Raw genomic sequence first — 15,076 nt, forward strand, 5'->3', positions numbered from 1 at the left:
ATGGAATTTGTTTATAATTATAAACGGAGTTATTAAATATTAGTTTTCGGTTTTTATACATAATTATCTCATTAAAAAATAGCCTTTGAACGTCGTAGAAGTTTGAAATGACATTGGGAGATTCGCATTTTAAGTTCTATTTTTACAGACCGTAAATCAGTCCTTGTTTTTCAAATAAAACAACTGATTTTCTCTTAGTTAATATCATTTACACCAACAAATTCTGAATTTTCCGAAACAACAGAATTGGTAAACAAAAACATATATTTTGAATAGAATAAACCAAAAATTAAACGAAGACCACAAACTATTATCTATATATTTTACGGCTGGGTATCCAAATACTAACGATACTGCTACTATAATTGAAAGCTTAGAAAAAAGTGGTGTAGATATGTTAGAAATAGGGTTACCCTTTAGCGATCCACTTGCAGATGGGCCAACTATTCAAGCCAGTTCTACAGAGGCTTTAAAAAATGGAATGACTAGCGAATTGTTATTTGAGCAATTAAAAGACATTAGAAAAACGGTTTCTATTCCATTAATTATCATGGGTTATTTTAATCCTATGTTGCAATATGGTGTTGAAGCATTTTGTAAAAAATGTCAAGACGTTGGTATTGATGGACTTATTATTCCTGATTTACCTGTTGATGTTTATCATTCAGAATATAAATCAACATTTGAAAAATATGGTTTAATCAATGTCCTTTTAATTACTCCACAAACGTCTGAAGAACGCATTCGCTATATCGATTCTGTTTCTAACGGCTTTATTTATATGGTAAGTTCTGCTAGTGTTACAGGAAGTAGTTCTGGTTTTGGAGAAGAACAAACTAATTATTTTAAGCGAATTGCAGATATGAAATTAAAAAATCCACAAATTGTAGGTTTTGGTATTTCAGATAATGAAACATTTACGCAAGCCACCCAATATGCAAAAGGTGCTATTATTGGGAGTGCTTTTATTAAGCATATCACTAAGAATGGTGTCAATTCAACAGAGAACTTTGTAAAATCGATATTATAATATGAAAGTATTAAACGATTGGAGATTAATAATCTTGCTATGCCTAACATTGGGTTTAGCTCCATTTTTTCCTGAACCACATATTCTAGGTAAAATTAAATGGATAGCAGGAGGAGCAAACGGCATGACCATAAAAGATTGGTTTGATGTTGTGCTCCACGGATTTCCATTTGTTTTACTTCTAAGACTAATTATTGTAAAAATCACAAAGAAAAATGTCGCTTAACATTGTACTTATAGAACCCGAAATACCAAATAACACAGGTAACATTGGTCGTTTGGCATTAGCCACCGGATCTACATTACATCTTGTAAAACCTTTTGGATTTGAAATTGATGACAAACGGCTTAAACGCGCAGGACTCGATTACTGGCAACATCTAGAAGTTATTTATTACGATAACATAGAAGATTTCTTTTCAAAAAACAAAGCCGCTAAAATGGTGTTTTTATCCAGTCATGGTACAAAATCGCATTGGGATATTACCTTTGAAGATAACATGTTCCTAGTTTTTGGAAAAGAATCTGTAGGTTTACCAAAGCCATTACTAGAAGAGCATGCAACGCAATTATTCAAAATTCCGTTGTATAGTGACGCTATCCGAAGTTTAAATTTAGCGAATTGTGTGGGTATTGTTGTCTATGAAGGTTTAAGACAAATAGAATAAAAAGTATAAAATTTGCTATTTATTATTCTTTTTTAAATAGTCTAAATACAGATCCTCTACCTTGGTTCTAGCCCAAGGTGTTCGTCTTAAAAACTTTAAACTAGATTTTACTGAAGGATTATCGGTAAAACAACGGATGTTTATTTGATAACCCATATATTCCCAACCATAATGCGTTTGCAGTTCTGTAATAATCTGCTCTAGCTTTACTCCGTGAAGTGGGTTGTTGGGTTGTGATGACATCGTTTTTATTTGTCATTCCTGCGAAAGCAGGAAACTGTTTTATTTTTATACTTAAGAGGATTCCTGCCTTCGCAGGAATGACAACAGAATTAATTAGTCTTGCACCAATTCCTTAATCTTAACCGCTTTTTCAAAATGATCTAACTGATGGGTTTTAATCCACCACGTCGCAGCTTCCATCAATAATTCTGGATTATCATTTTTGTTTTTAAAAAATGCATAAAATGAAATGCCAACATTAGTACCTTTCTGAGCAATCTTTTTATCGCAAACTTCTATGATTTTATCTTTTAAAGCTGAAGTCATTACTTAACGTCTATTATCGTTATTTCGATTACGACTTTTACTTTTATTTCGATCTGAACTAGAGCTTTTAGATTTTCCTGAATTTCTATTATTAGCACCTCTACCGCGTCCTTGATTTCTATTCTGACCTGGCTTAATTGGCTCAGTTGAAGCATTAGGATCTGGTTCGAAACCTTCAAGAATCTCCACTTCAATCTTCATATCAATCAACTTCTCAATATCTCGTAGAAATGTAGTTTCATCTGCACTTACTAAAGAAATAGCTTCTCCACTCGCACCTGCTCTACCTGTTCTACCAATTCTATGAACGTAGTCCTCAGAAATATTAGGTAATTCAAAGTTTATAACATGCGGCAACAACGGAATATCTAAACCTCTAGCTGCAATATCTGTAGCCACTAAAACTCTAATTGAACCATTTTTAAATCCGGCTAATGCTTTTGTTCTTGCTCCTTGACTTTTATTACCATGTATAGCTGCGGCTGTAATACCAGAACTAATCATTTTTTTACAAAGCTTATTAGCTCCATGTTTTGTTCTATTAAAAACTAGAACTTGTTTCCAATTACCATCCGTAATCAGTTTAATAATCAAGTCTGTTTTTTTGCCTTTAGCAACACGATATACTTTTTGTTCAATAACCTCAACAGCTGTATTTTCAGGAGTCGCTTCAACTTGAATAGGATTATTAAGAATAGAATAGGCTAATTTCTTAATATCTTTAGAAAACGTTGCTGAAAACATCAAATTTTGACGTTTGCTTGGCATAATTTTCATTACACGTTCTATATCACGCAAAAATCCCATATCTAACATACGGTCTGCTTCATCTAAAACAAATATTTCAACATGCTTTAACGATAACAAACCTTGATTTTCTAAATCTATTAATCGTCCTGGTGTTGCTACTAACACATCAACTCCTTGTTTTAAAGTTGCTACTTGCGGTTTCTGGTTTACACCTCCAAAAATAACAGTACTTCTTATATCTAAAAACTCACTATATTCTTTAACATTTGCATAAACTTGAGCAGCTAACTCACGTGTTGGAGTTAAAATTAAAGCTCTTATAGATCTGCGTCTTTGATTTGTATTCTCAGAAAGAAGATGTAATAATGGTAAGGTAAATCCTGCTGTTTTACCTGTCCCTGTTTGTGCAGATGCTAAAACATCTTTCCCTTCTAATACAGGTGGAATTGCTTTTGCTTGAATTGGAGATGGTGTATCGTATCCTTTTTTACTTATTGCTTTTAGTAATGGCTCAGATAAGCCTAATGATTTAAATGACATATATAAAGTTTATGAAGCAAACTCTATTTTTATTTTAGGTCACTCCTTTAATTTGGCGCGAAGTTACATTTAATTTATGCCTGACTCTAAAAAAACGCTTACTATATTATAAATACTCCGTATCCAGCCATTGTTTAAACTTAATTAATGGATTAGTTTTTCGATTTTTAAAACTATGAATAGAACTACTAATTATTAAAACAGCAGCACTTAGAAAAGCTATATACATTATTGTTTCGTTAGTTAACTGATTAGCATTACCTATACCTATTAATGCCCAAGCACCAACAAGAGCAAATTCTCTCATATTACGTTGCCATGTAATTACTACATTAATTACCACGGCTACTAGGATTAAGATAATAGTCCAAGTTATATTAGACAATCCAAAACCATCCCACCCCATTTTCACTAAATAAGTAGACACATTTGCAATACTCGCCACAGTAACCCAACCTGAATAGATTACAAAAGGCCACCAAACAAATGCAATAACAGGAAATGGTTTATCATCTAATTCCATACGGTTATTAATCACAATTTTGAATAATGATCCCAATAGTAAAAAGATAAATAGACAAGACACTCCTGTATACTCATAAATCCAGGCAAACACCCAAAGTGAATTAAATAAACATGACAGCATAAACCACCAACCTGTTTTTAATACAAAATCATCATTTTTAACTTTAATAAACAAACTTCTACTCTGGAAAACAACAAAGCTTAAAAGCAACAAATAAATGATTCCCCAAATAGCAAACGTATAACCTGCAGGTGTAAATAAGGATCTGTAACTATTAGAGACTTCGCCAATAGTTGTATTATTTAAAGCTCCTGTATTAGACAAATAATTAATAAATACAGTTGCTATAAAAGCAATTCCGTTTCCTATTTGGAGTGTTTTCTTCATGATTTAATTTTTATCTAAAGTAATAAATAGAACCTATACCGTTAACTAATTTAAGTAAGTCTTTAACTTAAATAAAAAAGATACTCTACTTCTTAGGATAACGTAATTTCGAAACTTTAAAAACATCATCTTAAGTTATTAACCTGATATTCTAACTGCTATAATTACGTATATTAGCTGTCAGATAAACTATAAATCCAATAGTTCCTAGAATAAAAAAATGATCAAAAATGAAAACACTACTCTGTTTTTTACTCATATTACCATTTCACATTTTAGCACAAGAACAGACAAGCTCGGAGAAATTTTGGCAGCAATTAGAAGCGCATTGTGGTAATGCTTATGAAGGCGAAATTATAGAAGGCGGAAAAGAAGGAGATGGATTTACAGGTGAAAAATTAGTAATTCACGTACGCTCTTGTGATACTAACATTATTAGAATTCCATTCTTTGTTGGTAATGATAAATCGCGTACTTGGGTTTTAAGTATGAATGACGAGAACATAATCAGCCTGAAACACGATCACAGACACGAAGACGGCACTGAATATAAAATCACACAATATGGTGGCACAAGCTCTAATCAAGGTTTAGCTAATTTACAAATGTTTCCTGCAGATGCACATACTTCAGAAATATTACCTGCAGCCTCTACCAACATTTGGTGGTTTACTATAGATGAAACAAGCCTGACTTATAATCTACGTCGTTTAGGTACAGACCGTTTGTTTGCGGTTCACTTTGATTTAACTAAAACTATTGAAACTCCTGATGCACCTTGGGGAAGTGAGGATTAAAAATGACTTATAATAAGAATTAAAGCGTAGCCAATAGATGCTGAACCTCGACAATAGTTGTTCTATACAGTTTTTTATTAGGTTTTGTTAAACGCTGAGACTCTATAGAAATTTCATCTAACAAAGCTTTTCCTTCTACTGTTCTGTTATTGTCTAGATAAAATTTTGCCAATTCTAAACGTTCAGCATAATTGGAATAGGGTCTATCTATAGCTTTCAATTGCACTTCTGCCTCTGCTGTTTTACCCAATTCACTTAAAGCTAAACCGTAACAAAATTGTTGTTTAGATCCCTTAAATTCTGACTTCGCTTTTATAAATTCTACTTGTTCAATAACTGCTGTATAATCTTTCATCTGAAAATAACACAATATCAAATTTTGTCGTGCGTATAAATCATCTTGAACAGCATCTTCTAAAGTAATATTGTAATTTAAGATTGCATTAGTAAAATCCTTATTCTGGAAATAGGCATCGGCTAATTCTATTCTATTAGTATATGTATCTATAAATTGAAGCTTCTTTTCTAAATCTTTTATCCGTTTCGTTGGATTAAGGACTAAGGTTATTTCCTCTTGAATTTTTTCGGCATCATTTTTATTAAACATCTGAGTTACGATGTAAATTAAAGGCCCAATAGCCGGAACAAAGAAAATAAGGAAATACCAATAATAAGGTTTGCTATTTTTATAAGCATGATACAAACAATACACTTGGACAATTATAAGTAAGTAATACATAACTCAAATTTAAGCAATTTATAGATCTATTTTATCTTGTAAAAACCAATTCGGTTTCTGAAGACAACTCATCACTAAACCCATAGTTTTCATAATTGAATGCTTTAATATCGTCTAAGGTTTTTGCATTAGTATCAATAATATATCTTGCCATTAACCCTCTCGCTAATTTGGCGAAAATGGCTACGATTTTATACTTGTCGTTTTTAAATTCTTTAAAAGCGATATTAATTACAGGCACTTTTAAGACCTTAGTATCTATAGCTTTAAAATATTCTTGACTTGCTAAGTTGAGGAAAATTTCGTCCTCTTCCATTTCATCATTTAAAGCTTTAGTCACTTTCTTTTGCCAAAACTCGTAAAGATTTTTGTTTTTACCAACTGGCATTTTTGTTCCCATTTCTAATCGATAAGGCTGTATTAAATCTAATGGTTTTAAGACTCCATATAATCCTGAAAGAATACGAACAGTATCTTGAACTTTGTCTAGCTTATCAGTATCAATAGAATAAGCATCTAACCCTCTGTACACATCTCCACTAAACGCATAAATGGCTTGCCTTGCATTGTCTTCAGTAAATGGTAATTCCCACTCTTGGTTACGCTCGTAATTTAACTGACTTAAATTATCTGATATATGCATGAGCGTCGATAAATTCTTTGCCGATTTCTTTTTTAATAGCTTATTTAAACGTTGTGCTTCGTCTAAAAAAACACCTTCTGTAATTCTAGAAGTTGGTAACTCGGTATCGTAATCTAAAGATTTTGCTGGTGATAATACTAATTTCATGCTATGCTTAATTTATTTCTATAACAAATACACTTGTAAGCGAATATCTGTTTAAGGTTATACTATTTTTCTTTTTCTACTGTAAAAATACAATGTATCTAAAAGAGTTTCTAATAATAATGAACACTAAAATTAATGTCACTATAAGAAATAACTATTTAATATCTAAAAACAATTGATATAACTAATAACATGTTTTTTTTTACTTTTAGTAAGCTGTAATTAAAAAGCAATAAGAAAGTACGTTAAGAAATGAAATCAAAAAAACCAACATATAAAACAGCGCTTACATATTGGTTATTGATTTTTAAACTAAAAGATACCTGCTTTTTCAGATATTAATGTTTCTCTGATATTATTGCTCTATGTGTTTTGCATAATGCCTCCACTTCTCTATACATAGCTGCATATCTTCTGGCACTTCAGATTGAAATTGCATAAATTCTCCTGTTGTAGGATGCACAAAACCTAATGTTTTGGCATGTAACGCTTGTCTAGGTAAAATCTTAAAACAATTATCTACAAATTGTTTGTACTTAGTAAACGTTGTTCCTTTTAAGATACGCTCTCCTCCATAACGTGCATCATTAAAAAGCGTGTGACCAATATGCTTCATGTGTACACGGATTTGGTGTGTACGTCCCGTTTCAAGCTTACAAGTTACCAAAGTTACATAACCTAATCGTTCTATAACTTTATAATGTGTTACTGCTGGTTTTCCTTTTTCTTCGAAATCGTCTATATAAACCGTGTTTTGTAATCTATTTTTAGGATGACGTCCAATATTCCCTTCAATGGTACCTTCATCGTCTTCCAAATTTCCCCAAACGATGGCAACATATTCGCGTTCACTCGTTTTCTTAGCAAACTGACTTGACAAATGTGCCATAGCTTGTTCGGTTTTAGCAACCACTAACAATCCACTTGTGTCTTTATCTATTCGGTGTACCAAACCTGGTCTATCACTAGAGTTATTTGGTAAATTTTCAATATGAAAAATAAGCGCATTAATTAATGTACCAGAATAATTTCCATGTCCTGGATGCACCACCATTCCTGCTGGTTTATTCACTACAAGTAAATCATCGTCTTCGTAAACCACATCAATAGGAATATCTTCGGCTACTAATAGATTTTCGTGTGGAGGATGCTCAAACTTAACTGTAATGTAATCGTTAGGTTTTACTTTGTAATTCGATTTTACAGGTACATCATTCACAAAAATGCTTCCATCTTTTGCTGCAGCTTGAATTTTATTACGCGTTGCGTTTTCAATAAAATTCATTAAATATTTATCGATACGCAGTGGTTGTTGTCCACTAACTACTCTAAAAGCATGGTGCTCATAAAGTTCGTTTTCTTCTTCTGAAATATCAGGAATATTTGGCATTATCTTAAATTATAGTTTACCATTCCCTAATACTAAGTCTATCTTAGATGTTAAGGGTAATAATGTGCCTGGTTTTAATGTCTTGCCTTTATAAGACATAGATATAACACCCTCACCAATAGCATCTTTGTAGGTGATATCACCAATTTCAAACTCTAAGGCTTGCAATTGTGGCTTGGCTTGTCTAAAGGTGCGTTTTAAAATATTTGGCACTTCTACTTTTCGGTAACCTGAAGGGTTTAATATTAAATATATTTTTCTGTTTTCTTTAACCTGCGCTCCTGCTATAGGGTTTTGCTCTATAACAGAATACTTAGGATATTTAGGGTTGTAATTAGCAGAGTCTTGAATCTCCATTGCCAAATCATGATCCTTTAACTCTATACCAACAGTCTCTAAAGATTTACCCTTAAGATCTGGTACAATTACAAATTCTCCATGATTGGTAGTCATATTTAACCACTTAAGGACAATAAAACACAACACCACAATGGCTACAACGGCTAATGCCAATTGTTTAAAAAACACTTTACTGGTAAGAAACTTAACAAAACTCATGAGCGAAATAATTGTTGACAAAACTAAGGAATTCTAACATTAAAATAACGTTGAATATTTAAAATACGTATGATATCGTAATTTAGTTTATTGAAATAATTGATACTTTTGTTTTACGACATTTTCAAACTATACAATGAAGAAAAATATAGCAATCATTATGGGAGGTTATTCTAGCGAATACAAAATCTCTCTTTTAAGTGGTAACGTGGTTTACAACACCTTAGACAAAGACATTTACAATGCTTATCGTGTGCATATTTTTAAAGACAAATGGGTTTTTGTTAATGATATGGACGAAGAATTTCCTATTGATAAAAATGACTTTTCTGTTTTAGTAAATGAAACTAAAATTAATTTTGATTGTGTTTTTAATGCTATTCACGGTTCTCCTGGTGAAGATGGTTACATGCAAGCCTATTTTGAATTGTTAGATATGCCGCAAACGAGTTGTTCTATGTATCAATCTGCATTAACTTATAATAAACGCGATTTACTTTCTACACTTAAACCCTATGGTATTAAAACCGCTGAGAGTTATCCGCTTAATCAAGGAGATATAATTGATGAGAATGCCATCGTTGCAAAAGTAGGCTTACCTTGTTTTGTAAAAGCTAATAAAGCAGGAAGTAGTTTTGGAATATCTAAAGTCTATAAAAAAGAAGAATTAAAAGAAGCTATTGAAAACTCTTTTAAAGAAGATAACGAAATTATAATTGAACAATTTTTAGATGGTGTTGAAGTCTCCGTTGGTGTTATTAATTATAAAGGTGAAACCGTAGTTTTACCAATAACCGAAATTGTATCTGAAAATGATTTCTTTGATTACGAAGCTAAATATTTAGGGAAGTCGCAAGAAATTACACCTGCTCGCATTTCTGAAGATTATGCAACCAAAGTTAGAATTGAAGCCAAAAGGGTTTATGAAATTTTAAAGATGAAAGGTTTTTCGCGAAGTGAATTTATCTTTAAAAATGATGAACCTTACCTACTTGAAGTTAACACAGTACCTGGCTTAACTAAAAACAGCATTTTACCAAAACAGGCTGATGAAGCCGGAATAAGTTTGAAGGATTTGTTTGGCAATGCTATTGAAGATGCCATGACAATTTAATACTTATATTTGAAATTAATAAGCTTCCCATCTTTATGGGAACTGCAAAACTGCATCCATGAAAAGAGCAATATTCCCAGGATCTTTTGATCCTATAACTAACGGTCACTACGATATTATAAAACGCGGTATTAAACTCTTTGATGAAGTAGTGGTTGCCATTGGTATAAACGCAGATAAAAAATACATGTTCTCTTTAGAAGAACGAAAAACATTTATTGAAGACGCTTTTAAAGGCGAACCTAAAGTAAAAGTAGTGACCTACACAGGATTAACTATTGATTTTTGCGAAAAAATTGATGCCGAATTTATATTGAGAGGTTTACGAAATCCTGCCGATTTTGAATTTGAAAAGGCCATAGCACATACCAATCGAAGGTTATCTAAAATTGAAACGGTATTTTTGTTAACGGCTGCTAAAACGTCTTTTATTTCGTCTTCAATAGTACGTGATGTACTTAGAAATAATGGCGACTATACGGTTTTAGTTCCTGAAAGCGTAAGGGTGAATAAGTAATATTAAGTCTTATTTCTTTAAAATAAAATTTCAGGATAGTGTTGTTGGAGCACTTTAATTTTAGATTCTAAATTTTCTAAAAATTTCTGATGCGCTTCTGATGCAGCATTAAAAGGTCTGTGTTGTAATCCTTTTTGAATGATTTCTACAGTTTCAGCTGTTTTTATAGCTTCTTCCGTTAACCAAACAATTTTAAACTTGTCCCAAATATAATCGATAGCTACCTCACTAGGATGAAGCATATCTACATTATAGAAACGATAATCCCTTAATTCATCCATCATAATTTCATACGACGGAAAGTAATACAATTGATGTCTCGGTTCTACTACTTGATGAATTGCAGCTAACAAATGCGATTTACTTTGTGTATTTTCTACAAAGCCGTCTTTAATATGTCTTACAGGTGACACAGTAAATAGAAACGAAACTTCAGGATTGATACTTTTTACTAAGCTGACAATAGCTTCAAGAGATTCTGTAATTTGATCTACAGAAAGTAATTCTTTTAGAAACTGTTTTTGAGGTAATTTATGGCAATTAGCAACAACCTTATCCGATTCAATATGCCTATAAACCCAACTTGTTCCTAAAGTTATTATAACATGTTTTGTATTAACTAAATTATTGTGAGTCTCATCAATTTGAGAATTTAAAACACTTAGTAATTCAACTTTAGAAGTCTTGTTTAATTTTGAGTGTGCATCTAAACAAAACCATTGTTCGTTATGATAGTATAAATCTTCTTCAGAATAATAATCTTTATTTATAGAACGCGTAATTAGATGTTCTATCGCTAAAGGATGAAATAAAATCCCGAACGGATTAATTGTAGATTGAAATTTATGATACATAAACTTACTTCCAATATTCTCTGAAAAACAAGAACCAAGCAACAACAATTTAGAGTTGTAATCTATTTGATTGTGCTGTTGCTTGACTAATGGTATTTGTGTTTGTAGTTTCATAATAGATTCCACATCAAATGCGGAATAACATATATATTATAGATAACCTTTAGCAGCCTCCAAAGCAGCTTCAATTCCAGCAGGATTTTTACCACCAGCAGTGGCGAAGAAAGGTTGTCCTCCACCTCCACCTTGGATGTGTTTTCCTAATTCTCTTACTATAGTACCAGCGTTTAAGTTTTTACTCGCTACTAATTCTTTAGAAATGTAACACGACAAAATTGCCTTACCATCATTTTCTGCACCAAACAATAAGAATAAGCTATCAAACTGACTTCCTAACTCAAAGCATACATCTTTAACACCAGATGCATCTAAATCTATTTTTTTAGCTAAAAACTGAATCCCGTTAATTTCCGTCAATTCGTTTTTAAGTTCGCCTTTAATATTCTTAGCTTTATCTTTAAGAAATCCTTCAATCTGCTTCTTTAATTCTGCATTCTCACTTTGAAGAGTCTCTAATGCTTTTACTGGCGTTTTTACATTATTAAGCAAAGCTTTCATTTCAAGATAAGCTGTGTTATTCTCAGAATAATAGTCTTTAACCGCTTTATTAGTAATTGCTTCAATTCGTCTAATACCTGCAGCAACAGCACCTTCAGATACTATTTTAAAATGCCATATATCAGATGTATTCTTTACATGAATACCTCCACACAGTTCCATAGAGTTTCCAAAACGAATCGTTCTAACTGTATCTCCATATTTCTCTCCAAATAAAGCCATTGCGCCTTCTTCTATGGCTTTTTCCATTGCAACATTTCGTTGTTCTTCTAAGGGTAACTTTCCTTCTATTCTAGCATTTACAAAATCTTCAATTTCTTGTAATTGCTCTGAAGTTACTTTTGCGAAGTGCGAAAAATCAAAGCGTAATGATTTTGGCTTTACCAAAGATCCCTTTTGTTCTACATGCTCGCCTAAAACAGTTCTTAATGCTTGATGCAATAAGTGTGTTGCAGAGTGATTACTAGAAGACAAAGCTCTGTGTTCACTATTAACTACAGCTTTAAAACTTTCATTAAGATGCTCTGGTAAATTTTTACTTAAATGGATAATAACATTATTCTCCTTTTTAGTATCTAAAATATAAATTAAATCTCCATGTGCACCTTGTAACGATCCTTTATCTCCAACTTGACCTCCTCCTTCTGGATAAAATGGTGTTAAATTAAAAACCAATTGATACATTTCGCCATCCTTTTTAGACGTAACTTTTCGGTATCTCGTAATCTTAACAGTAGCTTCTAAGGCATCATAACCTATAAATTCTTCAACATCATCTTCTGCTAAAACTGTCCAATCCTCTGTAGATGTTTCACTAGCAGAACGCGATCTTTCTTTCTGTTTTTGTAATTGTTCTTTAAATCCTTTTTCGTCTAATTTTAAATTCTTTTCAGACAAAATTAAAGCGGTTAAATCAATAGGAAAACCGTAAGTATCATATAACTCAAAAGCTTTTTCGCCGGAAACAGTATCTCCTTTGGTTTCTTCAACAATACGATTCAACAAAACTAAACCTTGATCTAAGGTTCTTAAAAAAGAAGCTTCTTCTTCTTTAATTACATTTTCAATTAACACTTTTTGTGCTCGTAATTCAGGGAATGCATCTCCCATTTTCTTACTCAACACATCAACCAAACGGTATATAAAAGGTTCTTTTTTATCTAAGAACGTAAATCCATAGCGTACTGCTCTTCGTAAAATTCTACGAATTACATATCCTGCTCCTGTATTACTTGGCAATTGACCATCTGCAATTGAAAATGCAACAGCACGAACGTGATCTGAAATAACACGGATTGCAATATCTGCCTCGTCATTATTACCATAAGTCTTATCTGTAATAGTTTCAATCTCACGAATAATCGGTGTAAAAACATCGGTATCGTAATTAGATTGTACACCTTGCAAAACCATACACAAACGCTCAAATCCCATTCCTGTATCAATATGCTTGTTTGGTAATGCTTCAAGCGAACTATTTGCTTTTCGGTTGTATTCCATAAAAACCAAATTCCAAACCTCAACCACATGCGGATGATCCATATTGATTAACGTCTTTCCATCAATCTTTGCTTTTTCTTCAGCAGAACGAATATCGACATGGATTTCGCTACAAGGTCCACAAGGCCCTTGATCTCCCATTTCCCAAAAATTATCCTTCTTGTTTCCTTTTAGAATGCGATCTTCAGCAATATATTGTTTCCAAATATCGTACGCTTCCGTATCCATTTCTAGATTATCGTCATCATCACTACCCTCAAAAACAGTCACATAAAGGATATCTTTATCTATTGCATAAACTTCTGTAAGCAATTCCCAAGCCCAAGCAATAGCTTCTTCCTTAAAGTAATCTCCAAAACTCCAGTTCCCTAACATTTCAAACAAGGTATGGTGATAGGTATCATAACCGACTTCTTCTAAATCATTATGCTTACCTGAAACACGCAAACATTTTTGTGAGTCAGAAATTCTACTTTTCTTTGGTTCTGCATTGCCTAAAAAGTATTCTTTGAAAGGCACCATACCTGCATTAACAAACATTAACGTTGGGTCATCTTTTAAGACCAATGGAGCAGAAGGAACAACAAGGTGCTGCTTTCCTTCAAAGAAATTTAAAAATTTAGATCGTACGTCTTGAGACTTCATATACTGAATTTAAAGCTTGTTTGTATTTAATTACCAAAAATGCAAAACAATTTTTTATCTTTGGTTGCTTTGCGAATAAATTACAAACCGAAATTATGTCTGTAATTCTGCAAAAATAGCATAAATTCAAACATGGCTAAAGTAAAATATTATTATGATTCCGAAACGCTTTCTTACCGTAAAATAAAGCGTAAAAAAACGACAACTATAAAGTATGTATCGGTGTTTTTAACTGCTGCAGCACTCTTTGGGTTTCTTTCTTTTTTTATTGCTAGTCAATATATTGAATCACCAAAGGAGCGCCAAATGGCTAGAGAATTGCAAAACATGGAACTACAGTTTGAATTAATAAACAAACGTACAGACGATGCTTTTGCAGCTTTAGAAAACGTAGAAGAACGCGACAATGCCATTTACAGACTTTATTTTGAAGCTAATCCCATACCAACAGAACAACGTAGAGCGGGTTTTGGCGGTATTAACCGTTATAAAAAGTTTGAAGGATTTGATAATTCTCAATTAATAAGTGAAAGTAATAAACGATTAGACATCTTAGAAAAAGCCATTGTAGTACAATCTAAATCTTTAGATGAAATTGCTAAACTAGCGGAAGACAAAGAGAAGTTTTTAGAAGCGATACCAGCTATTCAACCTATTAATAATGTAAACCTCACACGGATGGCTTCTGGTTATGGTTACAGAACTGATCCATTTACTAAGGTTAGGAAATTTCATTTTGGTATGGATTTTACAGCTCCTCGTGGCACACCAATTTACGCCTCTGGAGACGGAGTTATTAAACGTGCAGATAACAGATCTACAGGTTATGGAAATCATATTCGAATAGATCATGGTTATGGTTACGTTTCATTGTATGCACATATGTACAAGTACAACGTTAAAGTAAATCAGCGTGTAAAACGTGGCGATTTAATTGGTTTTGTTGGAAGTACAGGCCGTTCTGAAGCACCTCATTTACATTATGAAGTCTTTAAAGATGGAGAACGCATAAACCCTATTAATTTTTATTACGGTAACTTATCTGCCGAAGAATACGATATTTTGCTTAAAAAAGCATCATTAGAAAACCAATCACTCGATTAA

Annotated in this window: 17 protein-coding genes; 7 read left to right on the forward strand and 10 right to left on the reverse strand. The window is 32.5% G+C overall.

Annotation, left to right across the window (positions count from 1 at the left end; translation table 11 throughout):
- Positions 1–268 precede the first annotated feature (268 nt).
- From trpA to HM981_RS08275, 3 genes are read left to right on the forward strand one after another with little or no spacing between them, the layout of a single operon-like run.
- Positions 269–1,030, forward strand: coding sequence for a tryptophan synthase subunit alpha (gene trpA, locus HM981_RS08265; protein WP_179338298.1), 762 nt, complete (start codon positions 269–271; stop codon positions 1,028–1,030).
- 1 nt (position 1,031) lies between these two features.
- Positions 1,032–1,256, forward strand: coding sequence for a hypothetical protein (locus tag HM981_RS08270; RefSeq protein WP_179338299.1), 225 nt, complete (start codon positions 1,032–1,034; stop codon positions 1,254–1,256).
- Positions 1,246–1,698, forward strand: a complete 453-nt coding sequence (locus HM981_RS08275; RefSeq protein ID WP_179338300.1) for a tRNA (cytidine(34)-2'-O)-methyltransferase — start codon at positions 1,246–1,248, stop codon at positions 1,696–1,698. Before HM981_RS08270 ends, HM981_RS08275 begins: the two co-directional genes overlap by 11 nt.
- A 15-nt stretch (positions 1,699–1,713) precedes the next feature.
- On the opposite strand, the gene HM981_RS08280 is transcribed toward HM981_RS08275, so the two are convergent.
- The 4 genes from HM981_RS08280 to HM981_RS08295 form a co-directional block, all read right to left on the reverse strand.
- Complete coding sequence (locus HM981_RS08280; RefSeq protein WP_179338301.1) at positions 1,714–1,941, reverse strand: VF530 family protein; 228 nt, start codon at positions 1,939–1,941, stop codon at positions 1,714–1,716.
- 93 nt (positions 1,942–2,034) lie between these two features.
- Positions 2,035–2,247: a DUF6500 family protein gene (locus HM981_RS08285; protein ID WP_179338302.1), complete on the reverse strand. Its 213-nt coding sequence runs from the start codon at positions 2,245–2,247 to the stop codon at positions 2,035–2,037.
- Between the two features lie 3 nt (positions 2,248–2,250).
- The gene (locus HM981_RS08290) at positions 2,251–3,537 is read right to left on the reverse strand and encodes a DEAD/DEAH box helicase (protein WP_179338303.1); all 1,287 of its coding nucleotides are present in this window, start codon (positions 3,535–3,537) and stop codon (positions 2,251–2,253) included.
- A gap of 106 nt (positions 3,538–3,643) precedes the next feature.
- On the reverse strand, positions 3,644–4,450 hold the full coding sequence (locus HM981_RS08295; protein WP_179338304.1) for a tryptophan-rich sensory protein: 807 nt from the start codon (positions 4,448–4,450) through the stop codon (positions 3,644–3,646).
- A 230-nt stretch (positions 4,451–4,680) separates the two neighbouring features.
- Here HM981_RS08295 and HM981_RS08300 point away from each other — a divergent pair, with 230 nt between their 5' ends.
- A complete protein-coding gene (locus HM981_RS08300; RefSeq protein WP_179338305.1) occupies positions 4,681–5,247 on the forward strand; it encodes a hypothetical protein in 567 nt (188 codons plus the stop codon).
- Positions 5,248–5,266: 19 nt separating this feature from the next.
- On the opposite strand, the gene HM981_RS08305 is transcribed toward HM981_RS08300, so the two are convergent.
- The 4 genes from HM981_RS08305 to HM981_RS08320 form a co-directional block, all read right to left on the reverse strand.
- Entirely contained in the window at positions 5,267–5,986 is a 720-nt protein-coding gene (locus HM981_RS08305; RefSeq protein ID WP_179338306.1) for a hypothetical protein, read from the reverse strand.
- Positions 5,987–6,017: 31 nt separating this feature from the next.
- Entirely contained in the window at positions 6,018–6,776 is a 759-nt protein-coding gene (gene yaaA, locus HM981_RS08310; protein WP_179338307.1) for a peroxide stress protein YaaA, read from the reverse strand.
- 355 nt (positions 6,777–7,131) lie between these two features.
- Positions 7,132–8,166, reverse strand: a complete 1,035-nt coding sequence (locus tag HM981_RS08315) for an RluA family pseudouridine synthase (RefSeq protein ID WP_179338308.1) — start codon at positions 8,164–8,166, stop codon at positions 7,132–7,134.
- A gap of 9 nt (positions 8,167–8,175) precedes the next feature.
- Positions 8,176–8,724, reverse strand: coding sequence for a PASTA domain-containing protein (locus HM981_RS08320; protein WP_179338309.1), 549 nt, complete (start codon positions 8,722–8,724; stop codon positions 8,176–8,178).
- Between the two features lie 136 nt (positions 8,725–8,860).
- Here HM981_RS08320 and HM981_RS08325 point away from each other — a divergent pair, with 136 nt between their 5' ends.
- Both HM981_RS08325 and coaD read left to right on the forward strand, forming a co-directional pair.
- A complete protein-coding gene (locus HM981_RS08325) occupies positions 8,861–9,838 on the forward strand; it encodes a D-alanine--D-alanine ligase (RefSeq protein ID WP_179338310.1) in 978 nt (325 codons plus the stop codon).
- 58 nt (positions 9,839–9,896) lie between these two features.
- Entirely contained in the window at positions 9,897–10,355 is a 459-nt protein-coding gene (coaD, locus tag HM981_RS08330) for a pantetheine-phosphate adenylyltransferase (protein ID WP_179338311.1), read from the forward strand.
- Positions 10,356–10,372: 17 nt separating this feature from the next.
- Here coaD and HM981_RS08335 read toward each other — a convergent pair whose 3' ends face one another.
- Positions 10,373–11,323 carry a GSCFA domain-containing protein gene (locus HM981_RS08335; protein ID WP_179338312.1) on the reverse strand — a complete coding sequence of 317 codons (951 nt, stop codon included), beginning with the start codon at positions 11,321–11,323 and terminating at the stop codon, positions 10,373–10,375.
- A 36-nt stretch (positions 11,324–11,359) separates the two neighbouring features.
- Entirely contained in the window at positions 11,360–13,972 is a 2,613-nt protein-coding gene (gene alaS / locus HM981_RS08340; RefSeq protein ID WP_179338313.1) for an alanine--tRNA ligase, read from the reverse strand.
- Positions 13,973–14,104: 132 nt separating this feature from the next.
- Here alaS and HM981_RS08345 point away from each other — a divergent pair, with 132 nt between their 5' ends.
- Entirely contained in the window at positions 14,105–15,076 is a 972-nt protein-coding gene (locus HM981_RS08345) for a M23 family metallopeptidase (RefSeq protein ID WP_179338314.1), read from the forward strand.

It is taken from the genome of Winogradskyella ludwigii, from assembly GCF_013403985.1.
Lineage (GTDB): Bacteria > Bacteroidota > Bacteroidia > Flavobacteriales > Flavobacteriaceae > Winogradskyella > Winogradskyella ludwigii.